The organism is Campylobacter cuniculorum DSM 23162 = LMG 24588 (assembly GCF_002104335.1).
Lineage (GTDB): Bacteria > Campylobacterota > Campylobacteria > Campylobacterales > Campylobacteraceae > Campylobacter_D > Campylobacter_D cuniculorum.
This window is the reverse complement of the sequence record NZ_CP020867.1, coordinates 489,030-505,891: the sequence shown is the minus strand read 5'-3', so window position 1 is coordinate 505,891 and position 16,862 is coordinate 489,030. Positions and strand designations below refer to the sequence as shown.

Genomic DNA, 16,862 nt, shown 5'->3' with positions numbered 1-16,862 from the left:
ATTAAAATGGCTGAAACCGAAGAGGTTATTTTAGAAAAACCAGAGGATGAAAAAAAACTTGATGAAAGCTTAAAAGACTATAAAGGACAAGCGGGTGAAGCTCCGCAAGATGAGGAATTTGCAACCTTACCCGATGAATTGCCAAGTGATGGAGGAGAGGTATTTTCTTTCACAAGAGAATCGGCTCCAAAAGAGAGCGAAGCCACTTTTGAAAAAAAGGAAGAAGAAGATTCGAATGAACTTATACCTTGGTATAAAGATAGAAAATTCTTATATTTAGTCGGTGCTTCTTTATTTGTAACTTCTGCTTTGATTTTCATTTTAATGATACTTACTTTTAAAGGAGATAATGTTAAGCCTGATATTATCGCTACAAAACTAAAAGTGCAAGCCGAAGTTGCCCCCGATGAATCTTATCAATACGATGATTCAAAAAAAATTGATAATATGATACAAAAAGCAAACGCTCTTTATGTTAAAGGAGAGATTGAACAAGCTTTAAAAATATACGAACAAGTTTCCATTTATAATGAATCTTTATCAAACTATAATCTTGGCGTTTTAAAAATGAATGAGGGAAAATTTGATGAAGCCTTAGTGAGCTTTGATGAAGCCATCAAAAGGGGTGAAAGTCAAAGCGTTTCGGCAATTAATGCTGCTGTGAGTGCTTTAAAATTAAACGATAAAGAGAGATTTAAATATTATATTGATTTAGCGGAGGTGTATCTTTCAAAAGAAGGTAAATCAAAGCTTTATGATTATTATTTGAGCTTAATTAATTATTATAAGGGCTATTATCCGGAAGCCTTGCAAATGCTACAAAAAACAAATATCGAACCTTACACAGATACCGCTAAATACCTTTCAGCTAAAATTTACACCAAAATGGATTTGGATTCTAAGGCTGTGCAAGAGCTTAATTCTCAAGAAAGCTTTGAAAGTAGTTTATCTTTGGGACTTTTATATGCAAGAATGGGCGAATATGAGAGAGCCAAAGGGGCTTTAAGCACAGCTATGAAAATTGATAGAGATTTCAATAAAAGCTTAGCAGCCATTAGTTTGGTGGATCTTAAAATGGGTAATTATCAAGATATGTTGCTTCGTTTAAGTGGTGCTTATACAGATGATAGTGATAAATATAAAATTTTAGATGATTATAAAATCAAAGTGCGTTTAAATAGAGAGCTTTTCGATGTGCATATTGCACAAAAAAATTTTTCTAAAGATTTGCTTAAAAAATATAAAGATCAATTTGACTTGCTGTTTTATTTTGCACCTTATCAAGTTTTTGATGCCAAACAAGCCTTGCTTTATATTAAAAAAGCGAACATAACAGACTTTGTCGATGATAGTAACGATGCGGGCAATTATTTAACGACAGGCAAGATGATTTCTTCAACAAATGTAAAAATCGCTAAAGCGATTAATTATGCTTTTAATCAACAATTAAGACTTGCAAATAAAGAATTTCAAAATATACTCAAAGATTATCCCGAACATAGTATTTTGCACTATAATCTTGCCTTAAGTTATGCTCAACTTAAAGACTATGAGCTTGCTTATAAACATTTTTCAAGCTCTTATCATCTTAATCCTAAAAATTATTTAGCGGGAGCTTTTGCAATCTTTTGTGCAAAAATCATCGACATGGACACGACAAAATTTTACAACGAAATTATGGAAAATATCGCAACCGATACCGAATTTAAAGCTAATCTTCAAAGAGCTATGATTTTTCTAGCAGGTGGAAGTTATGTTTCAATGCTTCCTTATTTGGAGGAGGAAAAACAAGACAGCCCACTGAGTCTTATGCTTGAAGCTATCATTGCTAAAACTAATGGTTTAGACAATCAAGTTAGCGTTAAAATTTCAAAACTTAAAGCCCTTTTACCCGATGATATTATTGCAAATATTTTGTATTTTAATTCTATGAATGAAAATTTAGACATCAAAGAATATTCTCAAAATGCTCAAATACATTTTAAAGATTTAAAACTTGATTATAAAAGCTTATTTGGAGGAGCAAATATAGTCAGGGAGTATTATGTTTCTTTAATGCATATTGCAGGACTTTTAAATTTAGAACGTGAAAAATTCAAAAATTTTATGAATACTTCAGATTCTAAAGATGAAGGTGTGGTGCAAACTTTGGCGTATTTGGATATTTTCGCAGGGCAATTTGAGGAAGCTTATGCACTTTATAATATTCTTATTGATAATTATAAGATTGAAGATTCAAGAACTCTTTTCTTAGCAGCAGTTGCTGCCACAGGTGCAAACAATCCCAATTCAGCTATCATACTTTTACAGCTTGCAAAATTAAACGATAAAAATAATAAAGAAAGTAAAGCTGCTTTAGGACTTTTGTATCAAGAAGTACGCAATTATGAACCTGCTTTAACTCAATATAAAGATTTGCCTAATGATTTTAAAAGTGAATTCTTTACCTTTGATATAAGAAAAAACTAATTTTTAGAATTTAAGGCGTTTAAAACGCCTTAAATGTCAAGCTTGAAAATCGACAGCATTTCCACCTAATTCTTCTACGCGTTTGCTAACCTTTTCTATAGCTTGTGCTATAGTATCTTGACTGATTTGAGGAAGTTTGCCGCCCCACATTCTTTCCGCTTCTTCAAATCCTCTTTTCATACCTTCAAATCCTTTTTGAAGTTTTTCAAGATCATCTCCTGCACCTTGTATCACAAAATCAGCGATTCGATTTGCAGTGTTATCTACACCAAAAAATCCATTTTCACTTAAGAGCTCGTTAAGCTCATTTGTATTCATATCTAAAGGATTTTTCCCTGTATAACCCAAAGCTGCAAAATCAATTTGTGAGAGTATTGAACTTGCTTTTTCAGTATTAAAACCATTTAAAAGATCAGCTATGCCGTTTTGTGCATTGCTACTACCAAAAGCCGCACTCATAGTTTGTTGAGAGAATTCTAAGAAATAAAGCTGTGTTAGACCTTTACCGCCAAGAGAACTGAGCTTTTCAATCGTGTCTCGTTCAGTTTGGCTTAACTGCGATGCTTTTTGCTGTGAATTCGCACTTTGGACATCAGAGTCTTTCGTATTTTCATCTGCCTTCGTATTGCTAACTTGTTTTGAGTTAGCGATTGATGAGTAAGTATTCGTATTTACTTGCATTATCGCTCCTTTGTTTTGTGAGGTTAAGTTTATATCGGCAGTTTTTAGAAAAAATTTATATATTAAACGAAATTTAATTTTCATTAGTGTTTAATTTCATCTATGAAAGCATTAAAAATTCCTATCATTTTCACAGCAATATTAACTCTAGCTCTAACTTACGCACCACAACCTTTAGCTCCTGCACTCGCTAAATATTTTAAAACAAACCTCTATGAAATTTCTTGGGTGATGAGTGTTACACTTATACCTTTAGCTTTTGCTCCTATTGTTTATGGTTATTTGCTTGAAAAATTTTCTTTGAAAAAAATTCTTATTTATTCTTTATTTTTTTGTGCTTTGTTTCAAATGATTGCAAATTCAAGTGATGATTTTTATTTTTTCTTAACTTTTCGTTTTTTACAATCTTTATGCATCCCAGCTATACTCACGGCACTTTTGACACTTTTAACAAGAATAGAATCAGAAAACATTCAAAAAAATATAGCTTTATATGTAGGTGCAACGACTCTTGGTGGCTTTATAGGCAGAGTATTTGGAAGCTATTTAAGTGATCTTTTTTCTTGGCATTTTGCTTTGAATTTTTTTGCTTTTTTAATGTTTATTTGTGCTCTAGTTTTTTGTTTTTTTAAAGACTTAAGCTCAAATTTAAATTCAAACATTTCTGTAAAAGATTTTATGGTTTATCTTTCAAGAAATGAATTTTTGGTGCTTTTAATTTGTGTTTTTGTGATGTTCTTTTCTTTTCAAAGTATTGTTTCTTTTTTGCCTTTTCATCTTAAAGAAAGTTTTGTCAATATCACTCAAACTCAAATAGGACTTGTATATTTAGGTTTTTTAACAGGAATTCTTAGCTCCTTGCTTATCCAGAAAACCATTAAAATTTTAAAATCAAAATTCAATACAGCTGTTTTTGGATTTTTAGTTTTTATTGCAGGGTGTTTGAGTATGATGATAACGCATTTTCTTTGGAGTTTCGTTTCAATGTTTATTTTTTGTAGCGGAATGTTTATTTGTCATTGCATTTTTTCTGCTCTTTTGAATTTAAAGATTCATCAAAAAGGCTTGGCAAATGGGCTTTATCTTACTTTTTATTATAGCGGAGGAGTTATGGGCTCGGTTATTCCCGGTTTTTATTATGAAATTTTAGGCTGGAATTTTCTTTGTATTTTTACAATTTTGCTTTTATTATGTGCCTTAACACTTTTTTTAAAATTCAAAAAATTTTATGTTTAAAATTTAAAAACATTTATTTTCTTTTAAAAGCTGAAGTTAAGAGAGATTAAAATTTTAGCTTCAAATTGATTTTAAAAAATATCAAAAAGCTAAGAAATTTAAAATTCAATTTTAATTGCAAGCTAAAATCACAAAAATAATTCCAAAAGTCATTCCAAAAAATACACCGATAAGCCAAAATAAAAGCGATGATAATCATAAACAAATATAAAGCCTATATATGCATTCCTCTAACAGCTAGAACCATCAAAATGTAATTAAGCATAAATCATTTAAACTCCTTGTAAAAAGCGAGAAATTATAACCCTCTCTTATTTTTTAAGCCAAAGTATTTTTAAGAATTTAAATTTTTATCCTTTTAATATATTTTAAATGTATTTAGAATATTCTAGTAAAATATCGTCATTATAATATCAATCAAAGTTAAAAAATGAAAAATGGAAAAACTTTTTTAATCGCCTTTATTTTAATTGTTTTAATCCTCTTGTTCTATCTTTTTAAGGGTTTTTTACTGACGATTGCGATTGCAAGTTTAATGGCAGTGGCAACTTCAAATTTGAATGCTAAATTTTTAAGTTTAACACAAGGACGCAAATTTTTAACCGCGATTTTAACGACAGCTTGTATGGTCATACTCTTTTTTGCACCTTTTGTCTATGCGATGATAGAACTTGCAAAGGGTTTAAAAAATTTCGACATTAATCTTATCAGTCAAACTCTTGAATATGTAAGAGCCTATCAATTTACTCTACCAGAATCTCTAAGTTTTTTAGAACCTAAAATCAAAGAATGGATTGCGGGCATTGACTTAAATAGTCTTTATAGGCAAATTCTAGGTTACGTTTCAACATTTACGCGTTCAGGGGCGAAATTTTTAGTCGATATGGTGCTCATTTGTGTTTTTTATTTCTTTGCAAATCTCTATGGGACAGAGCTTGTGATTTATCTTAAATCAATCATTCCTATAGAAAGAAAAGAGCTTGAAGAAATTTTGAGTGAAGTGAGCAATGTAATGGCTGTGGTGCTTTACTCTATGGTGATTATAGCTATTTTTGAAGGAGCACTTTTTGGCATTATTACTTTATTTTATGGCTATGATGGAATTTTATTTGGAACTATTTTTGCTGTAAGCTCACTCATACCTGCTATCGGAGGAGCTTTGGTTTATATTCCTATCAGTCTTTATGAATTTGCTTCAAGTGGTTTAAGCAATGCTTTGGTCATTTTTCTTTATTCTTTGCTTGTGATTTCTTTTGTAGCTGACACTTTGATTAAACCTTTAATCATTAAATGGATTAATCAAAAACTTGTAAAAACTCCAGCTAAAATCAACGAACTCTTGATTTTTTTATCTATGGTTGCAGGAATTTCAAGTTTTGGTTTTTGGGGCATTATTTTAGGTCCGGCTATTTTAACCTTTTTCATCTCAACTATAAGACTTTATGTGCTTTTAAAAAATAAAAATTTAATTTGAAATTTTATAAATTAATGAGCTTATAAATTTAAAATCAAACGATAATAAAAATTTCTAAAATATGCACTCAAAAAAACACAAAAATTATAAAAGTTTTTCGCAGAAAAATAATACAAAATTATATTAACCGAATAACCTGTTATGTTGTGAAATTCTATATAAAAATAAATTTCAAATAAAGCTTATGTGCTTTTATAAAAATTAAAGCAAAATTAAACTAAAAATGTTTTATCATCAAAAATTCAAAACACTAATAAATTTCAATGCCTTTTTTTACAAATTCTTTATAAGCTTCACAAGCTTCTTTGTGTTTTTTATCGCAAGCCATTCCAAAATATCGTTTTGCACTTTGCATATCTTTTTTCTCTTTTTCATTATAGCGACCTAAAAGATAGCAAGCTTCTGCAAAACCAAAAGAACAAGATTGCGAATAAAATGATAAAGAGCTTTTTAAATTTTGACGCACAAATTCGCCTTTTTCGTAAATTGAGCCGAGTTTATAACAAGCTCTGGCATCTTTTAAATCACAAGATTTTTTATAAAAATTTAAGGCTAATTCTGCATCTTTTTCTTTTTCATAAAAAAGTGCCACAGCATTGCAACTTGCTGTATCGGACAATTTACAAGCCCGATTAAAGGCTAAAATCGCATCATTTTCATAGCCTTCTTCATTAAGTAAAAGAGCCAAATTGGAACAAGCCTTTGCAAGTCCTAAGGTGCAAGATTTATCATAGAATTGATGAGCTTTTTTTAAATTTTTTGGAATCCCTTGAGAATTTTCATTCATATAAGCAATAGAAAAACACGCTTTAGCACTCCCCTTTTCACAAAGTCTGTCAAAAACTTCGTAAGCCTTTGCGAATTGATTCTTTTCATAAAGCCTCAAAGCCTGTTCTAAATTTTCTTGTGCAAAAACAATGCTTAGCATTAAAAAAAATAAAATAATTTTTTTCATTCAAGCTCCTTTAGAGCTTTTTTTACCTCTAAAATACAATCCATTCGTTTTTTAAGCTCTTCTTTTTTAGAATCAATAAGCTTTGTTTTTTCTATAATCAAAGCCTTATTTTGCTCAAAAAATTTTTTAACAATCTTAGTAATAATGGGCTTGTTAATAAGTAAAGCCTCAAATTCATAAACATTAAGCTCGGTCAAAACCCTTTCATAAATTTCGCTTTTTTTGGGATAAAACAAAGAAAATTGCGAACTATCAAGCTCATAAAAACTTCTGCTTTCATTGATTTTACGGCTAAAAAAACTCAAACTTAATTTTGTGGCATTTTCGTAATTTGTAAAGGCTTTTAAATCAAGTTTTTCTAAAAAAATATCAAGCTCTAAGATATTTTCAAACAAAATATTTTTAAAATCTTTTAAAAAATACTCGTCACTTGCATTACAAAAAACCCTTAATTCGCTAAAATTTGTATCACTTTGAAACTCATTGTCTTTTTGTATATTTGAAAATCTTGCCTTAAAAAGCAAAATGTCTTTTTGTAAGGTTTCAAAAATTTCATTCAAATTTAGTTTCAGCTTGTCAAAAGCTGCAATCAACTCATTTTTATTTTTTTTAAATTCTTTACTCATTACATCAGAATTATAAAACATTGCTAAAAATGCATCGTCGCTCGAAATAAAAGGGGTTTTGTAATTGTATTTAACATATAAATCTTTTTTAAACAAGGTTTTTGCTTGTTTAAAAAAATGTGCTTCTTTTTCTTTAACACTTTCAAAAATTTCTTTTGAAATGCGTTCGCTAATGCTTTTAAGTTTTTCCAAAATTTCGTGATTTAAAATTTTGATTTGAGAATTTAATCTTTCAAAACACTCATTTAAATAGAGTTCATAATCTTTAAAATGTTTTTCAAGTTTATTAAAAATTTCATCAAAAAGTTTGATTTCATTTTCTAAAATTTCGCAACATTCAAGCATTTTTCTTTTGACAAAATTGTGTTTTATTTTAAATCCATCAAGATTTTGCAGGTATTTTAACAAAAGTTCGAAATTTGATTTTTCATAGTTCTCTTTAGTCTTAGCCTCTTTGCAAGAAATGGCAATGATTTTTTCGAAATACTTTGAAAACACATCTTTAGCATAATTCATTACATTTTCAAGTTCAACTTCGTTCAATTTATCTTTTTGATTAAGCACACAAATGCTATGCTCTCCTAAAAGTTTTAAATTCGCTTTAATCGCATCCTCTTCGCTTTTCTTACCTGCATTATCAATCAAACTCAACCATACGATAGAATGAGTATTTCTAAGTTCTTTAAAGGTTGTAAGAGTATCTGTATCATTAGCGTTTAAACCCGGAGTATCCACAAGTGTGATTTTTTCAAGCAGGGGTATAGGAGCAAAAATATGCAAACTCCTAGTTTCTTTAATGCCCTTTCTCTGGTCTGTATATTTTTCAAGTTCGCTCACTTCAGTGATTATATCACTTCCATCTTCGAATTCCACTCTTAAAAAATATTCCTTCGCATAATGCAAAAACGTAGGTTTAAAGGTTACAGGAATGATGCCTGTGGGCAAACATTCTTTTTGCAAAATAAGATTTAAAAGACTTGATTTTCCACTTGAAAACTGCCCGATAATTGCAACATTAATATTTTTTTCTAAACTAAAAATCAATTCTTCAAATTCCTTGCTCAATTCCTTGCTTAAATGCATAAAAGGTTCATTGAGTTTTGCACAAAGCGTTTTGATTTTGCCTTCAAAACTTGAATCAAATCGCTTTTCATAAGCATTTTCATAGGCTTTAATGAAGTCATTTAAGAGTTCAATTTGCATTCAAAAGCTCCGTTTTAAGTTGAGTGAGTTGAGAAATTTTTTCTAAATTTTGTTCGTAAGATTGAGATAAATCTGTGTTATCGGCTTTTAAATTTTTCATTAAATTTTCAAGATTTTGGAGTTTTTGATTTTGCGAATTTTCATAATGGGTTAATTTATGGTTTAAAAAATCAAAGAAATTTTGATTGATTTTTAATTCTTTTAAAAATTTAGCCATCTCAAAACTTTTAAAACCTTCGTGTATGACTTCATTGAGCTGTGTTTCTAAGCTAAAATCAAATTTTTTTTGCACCAGCTGTGTGATTTGAAGTCTTAAAAGCGAAAATTTTTCACTTGAAAAGATATTTTCAATATTTTTTGAAATCTGTTCTTTAAATTCTTCAAAACCGCTTTCAAAATCTTCTTGCAAAAATTCATACTTCACACTCAAAGTGGCTTTTAAATCCTCAATTCTTTTAAGATTTTCAAATTTCACTTCTCTTAAAATATCATTAATACCATCCTTAACCGTAATATCTGTAATATTTAAAATGCGTGAAATATTCGCTTTTTGACCCTTATTGTGAAGATATTTTAACTCATCAATTAAACGTTCTTTAAGTTTTTTAGCTAAAAGCAATAAAAGATTATCTATCCCGCTTTCCAAATTTTCAAGTTTGAGTATAGAATTTTTAATTTCTTCTTTGGCTCTTTCTAAAACTTGTTTTTGGGCTTTAAATTCTAAAAATAATTTTTCATTTTCTTTGTCAAAATTTTGCTCATTTTCTTTGATGAGTTTGTTTTGCATTTCGTATTCAGCTAAAAGATTTTTAAGTTCTAAAAGCAATTCTTTTTTGTAAGCATTGATTGCAATCTTAGTTTTTTCACCAGAATAAAGCTCATTAAATAAATATTCTTCAAATTCTTTCATTCCGCTTTTTTCAAATTCATCTTTAGAAGCCAAGCCTTTGTAAAAATCACTCGCTCGTTTAGCACTGACACATAAAAAATCTATTTTTTCAACAAGATTGCTGTCTAAATTTTCAAGTCTTGATTTTAAACTTTGTTTGGTGTAAGAAATGACCTCGTTAAGTTCTTTTTCTCCTAACAAATCCGCCTTAGTCAGCACAATCAAAAATTTACTCAAACGCGAATTTAACAAGCAATGGATTAAAAATTGCATATCTTTTTGGGTTAAACTCTGCGAAGCATTCATCAAGTGGATTAAAAAATCACTTTCTTTAAGATATTCATGTGTTACTAATTCTCTTTGAATGATTATATCATCAAGTCCGGGAGTATCTACGATACGGATATTGTTTTTCAAAAATTCTAATTTGCTTTGAATTTCTATTTTTTTAATCAAAGCAGAAAGCTTGTTTTGAGCACTGCTAAATTTCTTCAATTCTTCTAAAGAAATTTCTTTGATAAGAGTTTCTTTTTTGATAAAATCACTTATGTTTAAATCTTTGGCAAGATTTTGGGCAAAATTTTTAAGCTCTTCACTAAATTCAGAGGTTTTTAAAATATTTTGCCATTCTGTTTCATTCCAAAAATAAATTTTTGCATCCTCGCTATTGCCGTATTGAAGTATGGTTAAATTTGCAGTTTCAGGGATATTAGAAACACCTAGAAAATCTTTTTTTAAAAGAGCATTTAAAAGGCTTGATTTACCAGAATTCATTATCCCTGTTACGCAAATATTAAATTCTAAATTTTGAAATTTTTCTAAAGTTTTTTCCAATCTTTGTTTGCTTTCTTGAGTGAAAGAAAGTTTTTGAAGTTCTAAATTGATAGAATTTAATTCTTTGAAATGAGACTCAAAGATTGCTTTTTTATCGACTTTTTTTACATCTAAATTTTCAATGAATTCTAAAATCAAAGAATTCTTTGAAATTTTTTCTAAAATTTTTAAAGCCTTGAGCAAATCTTGCTTGTCTAAAAAACCTGTTTTTAGAAGATTGATGGCACAAACTTGAGCATGTTGTATGCCAAAAATATCCACTCTTAAATCAATCAAGCTAAAAATATTTTGAAATTCCTTTAAGAGAAAATATCTTTCATAATTATTTTTATCAGCACTTAGCAAGATTGCGATTTGAGCAATATCAAGAGCATTTTTATCTTCAAAATTCGCATTTAAATCCAAAAACTGCAAATGATTTTGCCAAGTTTTTTCTAAAAAGGCATTCAATTTCATAAAACTTCCCCCTTTTTAAGGGGAAAGTTTTCATTTATTTCTTTGAGCGACAAGCTGTCTTCTCATATAAGCAATTTTGCTTTGAAGAGGCAGATTTTTTGGACAATTATCCTCACAAGCAAGTAAAGACATACACCCAAACACTCCATCATCATCTCCGACAAGCTCATAAAAATCTTCTGCACTTCTATGATCATGCGGATCTTGCAAATATCTTGCTGTTCTTAAAAGTCCTGTTGCAGCAATGAAATTTGGTCTCATAAGTTTGGTTGCACAAGATGCAACGCAAATTCCGCATTCTATGCATCTATCAAGCTCAAAGGTCTCTTCAGCAACTGCTGGTTCGATACGTTCTTCTATTTTAGAAATATCTGTTTCTTTTTCATTATGCACCCAGCTTTCTACTCTTTTACACATACTTTCAAACCATTCTCCGGTATTGACACTCAAATCTTTAATGTGTCTAAAGGCTGGCATAGGCATAAGCTCGATAACCCCATCGGGATAGTTTTTAGTCAATGTCTTACAAGCAAGTTTTGGGACTCCATTAATCATCATAGCACAAGAGCCACAAATTCCCGCACGACAAACAAAATCAAAACTCAAATCCGCATCAAGTTTTTCTCGAATCAAAGTTAAGCACACAAAAATTGTCATAAAAGGAGTTTCTTCAAGCTCATAAGTTACAAAATGTGGTTTAGAAATTTTGCTTAAAGGATTGTATTTAAAAGCTTTAATGGTTAATTTTCTACTCATAATCAACTCCTATTCTTTGATTTAATGCTTTGTATTTTGGTTGAAGTTCATAAGGCATGAGAGCATGTTGAATTTCATGGCGACTTTTGCCTTCGCTCTCCATTTTTTCACGGATAGCATCAACTTCTGCTTGTCTTTTTTCACTCAAAGGATTTTCTATGATATTGCCCTTAGCTCCATAGCCTCTAAAGGCTGGTGGCATTTCCATTTTCATAATATCAAGCTCATCATACTCAACACGAGGTAAATTCTCACCTTCCACCCAATAAGTCAATGTTCTTTTCATCCAATTTAAATCATCTCTTTTAGGATAATCCTCTCTATAATGTGCCCCTCTACTTTCAGTTCTTAAAAGTGCTCCATACGCTACACAAAGAGCCACTTTAAGCATTCTAGGAACTCTGTAGGCTTCTTCTAATTCTGGATTAGCACAATCGAGCTCTTTTTGATGAACTTTAATGTCTTGTGCTTCAATATAAAGTTTTTCAAGCTCATCTACAGCCTCTTTTAATCCCTCGCCTGTTCTAAAGATTGCAACTTTATCCCACATAATTTCTTTCATTCTGTTTTTGATTTCAAAAACATTATTTTTGCCTTCTTTGTCTGTTAAAGATTTAAGATATTGATATTCTCTGCTTAAGAAATTTTTAACAACATTAGTATCAATGACTTCTCCATTAGCCTTACAATAATCTGCAAAATAATCCCCGATAATCATCCCCGCAACAACGGTTTCAGCACAAGAATTTCCACCCAAACGATTAAAGCCGTGCATATCCCAACACGCTGCTTCACCACAAGCAAAAAGTCCATTGAGCCATTGACTTTCTCCGGTTGGCTTAGTTCTGATTCCACCCATTGAATAATGTTGCATCGGTAAAACCGGTGCCCAACCTTTTGGACCCTCATCTGCTGGATCAATACCATTGAAAGTTTTACAAATATCTTGCACATCTCTTAGATTCTTTTCTACATGGGCACGACCAAGAATCGAAATATCAAGCCATAAATGATCCCCATAAGGACTTTTGACACCTTTACCTTTTCTTATATGCTCCATCATTCTACGACTTACAACATCACGACTTGCAAGCTCTTTTTTTTCTGGTTCATAATCTGGCATAAAACGATAGCCATCAACATCACGCAAAATTCCGCCATCACCGCGACAACCTTCAGTAAGTAAAATTCCGCTTGGCACAATAGGAGTTGGATGAAATTGCACAGCTTCCATATTTGAAAGTCTGCAAAGTCCTGTTTCAAGGGCTATAGCTGCACCTGTGCCCTCACAAATAACGGCATTAGTGGTTTGTTTATAAATGCGACCATAACCTCCGGTTGCAAGCATTGTTCCTCTTGCAACATAGGCAATGAGTTGTCCATTTGTTAAATCTCTTGCAATCACTCCAAGACATTTCTTGCCATCGTGGATGATACGCACAGCTTCCATTCTATCGATGATTTTAACTTGATGTTTAATCGCTTCATTTGCTACACCATAAAGCATACAATGCCCTGTTGCATCGGCAATATAACAAGTTCTCCATTTTTTTGTCCCGCCAAAATCTCTTGCATTAATCAATCCGTGTGCTTCTTTTTTTTCCTCAATCACGGTTTTTTGAGCATTAATCACAACAGTTCTTGGTCCCTTAGTCACTCTCGTCCAAGGAACACCCCAAGCTGCAAGCTCACGCACAGCTTTTGGAGCAGTTTGTGCAAACATTCTTGCAACTTCTTGATCACAACCCCAATCTGAACCTTTAACCGTATCCGCAAAATGCAAATCTTCGTTATCTCCTTCACCTTTAGCTCCATTTCCTAAGCTTGCTTGCATACCGCCTTGCACTGCTGCAGAGTGAGAGCGTTTTACCGGACAAATGCTTAAAAGTGTAACACTTTGTCCGCTTTTGGCTACTTGTATTGCTGCTCTAAGCCCTGCTAAACCGCCACCTATAACTAAGGCATCACTATATTGTATATTCATAATCAACCCCTTTTTTGTTCAATAAGTTCTGAAGATGGTAGCATTAAATTTGCACTTGGTGTATATCTTTCGCCCGGAGTATGAGGACTAAAACTTACTTTAAGATAAGCTGCCATAGTAAAAAGTCCTAAGACTAAGAAAAATACACTAATCACCCATTTGATTTTTTTAAGTGTCTTACGGCTTGCTCTTGCATTATCGCCTTCAAACCAGCCCCATTTAACGCAAAGGCGATAAAGTCCTATGCCTCCATGTAATTCTACTGCAAAAAGCAAGATAAGATAAAAAGGCCACATTTGAAGCATTCTATCTCCAGAACCATAAGGATCTATCGTTTCGGGAAAGAAAAACATGATACCAAGATGGAATGATGCAAAGAAAAACATAATAAAACCTGTGATAGCTTGCACAAACCATAAACTTGTATCTCCGTGATTGATGGTTTTTACATGAGTGCGAAGAAGTTGCCATTGCCTAAAATTGATAGGAAATTTACGCATAGCAAGACCTGCATGAGTTACAAAAACCGCGAAAACCACGAAAACTATACAGGATACAACCCAAGGTTGAGGAGTTCCAAATATAAAGTTTCCTTCAAACATTCTAGCAATTTTATACATAAAATCATTGCTAATTAAGATACTTGAGACAAAAAACATATGCCCCCACATAAAAAGACCCAGAAAAAGCCCGGTAGCACTTTGGATAAAATCAAGCTTTGCTGGTATTTTGCTTTTTTTACCCTCAATGCTCTTACCAAAGTACCCTTCGATAAGCCCACTCATCTTTACTCCTTTTCTTTTAATAATTTATTAATAAAGTTTCATTATATTACAATCACTCTTTAATATAAATTAAAATTTATTCTTGAATTTCAAATACGCATAAAAAAGTAAAGCAATTATAAACATAACCAAACTTAAAATTTGCCCCATACTCAATCCAAAAACTACAAAACCTATGCCAAAATCAGGTTCTCTAAAGAATTCACAAATAAAACGAGCTAAAGAATAGGCACAAGCATAAACGATGATAAGTTCTCCCGTAAATTTCTGCCTTGTTTTGACTAAAATGACAACGAAAAAAACTGCAATACCCTCTAAAAATGCTTCATAGAGCTGTGAAGGATGACGCAAAGCATTATCCACATAAATTCCCCAAGCTACATTTGTAACGCGTCCAAAAAGTTCTTGATTTAAAAAATTTCCGATTCTTCCAAAAACATAGGCTAAAGGCACACTCAAAGCAACCAAATCAAGATACTGCCAAGCATTTTGTTTGTATTTTTTGCAAAATAAAAAAGTTGCGAGTAAAAATCCTACGATGGCTCCGTGAAAACTCATTCCTCTAATACCGATAAATTCGCCATTTTCATAAGGATTAAAGATTTGCCAAGGATGACTTAAATACCATAAAGTATTTGAATCATAAATTAAAATATATCCTATTCTTGCACCTAAAACTACACCAATTTCAACCCAAATAAAATAATTATCCAGCATAGAATTTGAAATATTGATTTTAAATTTTTTTACAAAAAATTTTGCCAAAACTAAAGCAAGAAGCAAGGCTATAACATACATAATGCCATACCAATGAATTTTAAAGCCTAAAATTTCAAAAGCCACCACATTAAAATGAGAATAAATATTTTGCCAAGTTTCCATATTGATTCCAAAATTTTTTATTTTAATTTTTTCATAAAAATATATCAAAAAAACTTTAATTTGCTATAATTAGCTTTAAATTTATAAAAGGTTTTAAAATGAAAAAATATGCTTTGAGTATGGTTTTTGCTTTATTTTTAAGTGCTTGTGGAAAAACAAGTTCAAGTTTTATCAATGTTTCAATGCCAAATTTTAAACCTCAAACTCCTATCAAAACAGAAACTCCTCATTCAGGCGTTAAAATTTCTTTAGAAGCTATAAACATAGAGCAAAATAATAATTATTCAGATTATTTTGAAAACTCGACCCTTAAATTTCGAATCGATAAAGAAATTGAGCTTTTAAAACAAAATTTAGAAGAGCAAATGAAGACCATAGCAAGGCTTAAAGGTTATGAACTTAGCTCTACAAATGCTGATTATAAACTTCAAAGCACTCTAAGCATTTATATAGAAGAAAAAAATGCCCAAAAAACGAGTGAATGGCTCAACGGAGATTCTATAAGCTCAAATTTAGCTTTGAATTTTCAAGCCAAAATGGAATTCATCGACGCACATAATCCGCAAAATATAACAAATATTACGAGCAATGCAAAAACTGATTCTTTTGTAAGTCTTACTTATCCGGTTAAAAGCGGTGAGGGTGTGGGTCTTTTTAAAACGACCTTTAGTGCTGTCCCAACACAGCTTAATAAGGGCTTAGAGCGTCCCGCTTTTGAAATTGATAAAGCCTTTTTAGCCTTTTATAAAACCACTTTAAATACGCTTTATGAAAATCTCCCTCAAGCCTTAAATTCAAACAATGAAAACAATCAAGGCAATCAAGAATTTAACGAATTCATCAATGATGAAAGTTTTAATGAGACCTTCAATGAAAACCAAAATTCACAAAATTCATCTGAAAAATCTCATAAAAACACAGATGGAGTGATAATTTTTGAGTAACTTAGTTATTTAAAATACGCTCTAAGCGAATTTTATAGGCTTGATGGATATGAAACCGAGCCAAATCTGCTGCTTTTTTAGCGTCTTTTTCTTTAATGGCATTGACAAGCTCTAAATGTTCATTATACGATTCTTTAGGGCGACTTGTTTTTGCTAAAGTGCTTTCACCAAGGAGTATTAGTGTTTTTTCAAAATTTTGCATAATTTTATAAAGATAATGATTGTTCGAGTAATGATATAGGGTTTGATGAAACAAAACATTGTGTGCCCTTAAAGCTACAATATCAGTATCTTTTATATTTCTTTGAGACTCAACAATATTAATTAAAATTTCAATTTCTGCTTTAGAGGCGTATTGCACGGCAAGTCTTGCTGCTTCTGATTCTAAAAGCTCTCTCATCTCGTAAAGTTTAGTGATAGAAACCAAATCAAGCCCCGCAACTATCAAGCCATTTTTACCATCTTGGATTAAAATTCCTTCATTGAGTAAAATTCCTAAGGCTTCACGAACGGGAGTCCTGCTTAAACCCATTTCTTCAGCTAAATGCTGCTCTTTGATTCTATCATTGGATTTAAGTTTGCCTTGTTTGATTGCATCGATAATATACTCATAAATTCTATCGCTTGAAATTTTTTGACTTGTTTTAGACATATTTTTCCATTTTTTAAATAAAAATTTTATCCTTAG

12 protein-coding genes and 1 pseudogene are annotated in these 16,862 nt (G+C 31.2%); 4 read left to right on the top strand and 9 right to left on the bottom strand.

What is annotated here, in order from left to right; genetic code table 11:
* Positions 1 to 6: 6 nt before the first annotated feature.
* Positions 7 to 2,469 (top strand): motility protein PflB, encoded by a 2,463-nt coding sequence (pflB, locus tag CCUN_RS02585; protein WP_027305913.1) that lies wholly within the window; start codon positions 7 to 9, stop codon positions 2,467 to 2,469.
* A gap of 36 nt (positions 2,470 to 2,505) precedes the next feature.
* On the opposite strand, the gene CCUN_RS02580 is transcribed toward pflB, so the two are convergent.
* Positions 2,506 to 3,150, bottom strand: coding sequence for a hypothetical protein (locus CCUN_RS02580; protein ID WP_027305914.1), 645 nt, complete (start codon positions 3,148 to 3,150; stop codon positions 2,506 to 2,508).
* Between the two features lie 102 nt (positions 3,151 to 3,252).
* Here CCUN_RS02580 and CCUN_RS02575 point away from each other — a divergent pair, with 102 nt between their 5' ends.
* Together CCUN_RS02575 and CCUN_RS02570 are read left to right on the top strand one after the other, a co-directional pair.
* Complete coding sequence (locus tag CCUN_RS02575; protein ID WP_027305915.1) at positions 3,253 to 4,386, top strand: MFS transporter; 1,134 nt, start codon at positions 3,253 to 3,255, stop codon at positions 4,384 to 4,386.
* A 430-nt stretch (positions 4,387 to 4,816) separates the two neighbouring features.
* Positions 4,817 to 5,860, top strand: coding sequence for an AI-2E family transporter (locus tag CCUN_RS02570; RefSeq protein ID WP_027305916.1), 1,044 nt, complete (start codon positions 4,817 to 4,819; stop codon positions 5,858 to 5,860).
* Positions 5,861 to 6,110: 250 nt separating this feature from the next.
* On the opposite strand, the gene CCUN_RS02565 is transcribed toward CCUN_RS02570, so the two are convergent.
* The 7 genes and pseudogenes from CCUN_RS02565 to lgt form a co-directional block, all read right to left on the bottom strand.
* Positions 6,111 to 6,815, bottom strand: a complete 705-nt coding sequence (locus CCUN_RS02565) for a tetratricopeptide repeat protein (RefSeq protein ID WP_027305917.1) — start codon at positions 6,813 to 6,815, stop codon at positions 6,111 to 6,113.
* Positions 6,812 to 8,644: a dynamin family protein gene (locus CCUN_RS02560; RefSeq protein WP_027305918.1), complete on the bottom strand. Its 1,833-nt coding sequence runs from the start codon at positions 8,642 to 8,644 to the stop codon at positions 6,812 to 6,814. The genes CCUN_RS02565 and CCUN_RS02560 overlap by 4 nt, the downstream gene beginning before the upstream one ends.
* Positions 8,634 to 10,817: a dynamin family protein gene (locus tag CCUN_RS02555; protein ID WP_232087703.1), complete on the bottom strand. Its 2,184-nt coding sequence runs from the start codon at positions 10,815 to 10,817 to the stop codon at positions 8,634 to 8,636. Before CCUN_RS02555 ends, CCUN_RS02560 begins: the two co-directional genes overlap by 11 nt.
* 36 nt (positions 10,818 to 10,853) lie before the next feature.
* Complete coding sequence (locus CCUN_RS02550) at positions 10,854 to 11,579, bottom strand: fumarate reductase iron-sulfur subunit (protein WP_027305920.1); 726 nt, start codon at positions 11,577 to 11,579, stop codon at positions 10,854 to 10,856.
* Positions 11,572 to 13,563, bottom strand: coding sequence for a fumarate reductase flavoprotein subunit (locus CCUN_RS02545; RefSeq protein ID WP_027305921.1), 1,992 nt, complete (start codon positions 13,561 to 13,563; stop codon positions 11,572 to 11,574). The genes CCUN_RS02550 and CCUN_RS02545 overlap by 8 nt, the downstream gene beginning before the upstream one ends.
* Positions 13,547 to 14,348, bottom strand: a pseudogene (locus tag CCUN_RS02540) (fumarate reductase cytochrome b subunit). Before CCUN_RS02540 ends, CCUN_RS02545 begins: the two are co-directional and overlap by 17 nt.
* A 69-nt stretch (positions 14,349 to 14,417) precedes the next feature.
* Entirely contained in the window at positions 14,418 to 15,230 is an 813-nt protein-coding gene (gene lgt, locus CCUN_RS02535; RefSeq protein WP_027305922.1) for a prolipoprotein diacylglyceryl transferase, read from the bottom strand.
* A 98-nt stretch (positions 15,231 to 15,328) separates the two neighbouring features.
* Here lgt and CCUN_RS02530 point away from each other — a divergent pair, with 98 nt between their 5' ends.
* Positions 15,329 to 16,174 carry a hypothetical protein gene (locus tag CCUN_RS02530; RefSeq protein WP_027305923.1) on the top strand — a complete coding sequence of 282 codons (846 nt, stop codon included), beginning with the start codon at positions 15,329 to 15,331 and terminating at the stop codon, positions 16,172 to 16,174.
* A gap of 1 nt (position 16,175) precedes the next feature.
* Here CCUN_RS02530 and CCUN_RS02525 read toward each other — a convergent pair whose 3' ends face one another.
* Positions 16,176 to 16,826 carry a GntR family transcriptional regulator gene (locus tag CCUN_RS02525; RefSeq protein ID WP_027305924.1) on the bottom strand — a complete coding sequence of 217 codons (651 nt, stop codon included), beginning with the start codon at positions 16,824 to 16,826 and terminating at the stop codon, positions 16,176 to 16,178.
* Between the last annotated feature and the right edge of the window lie 36 nt (positions 16,827 to 16,862).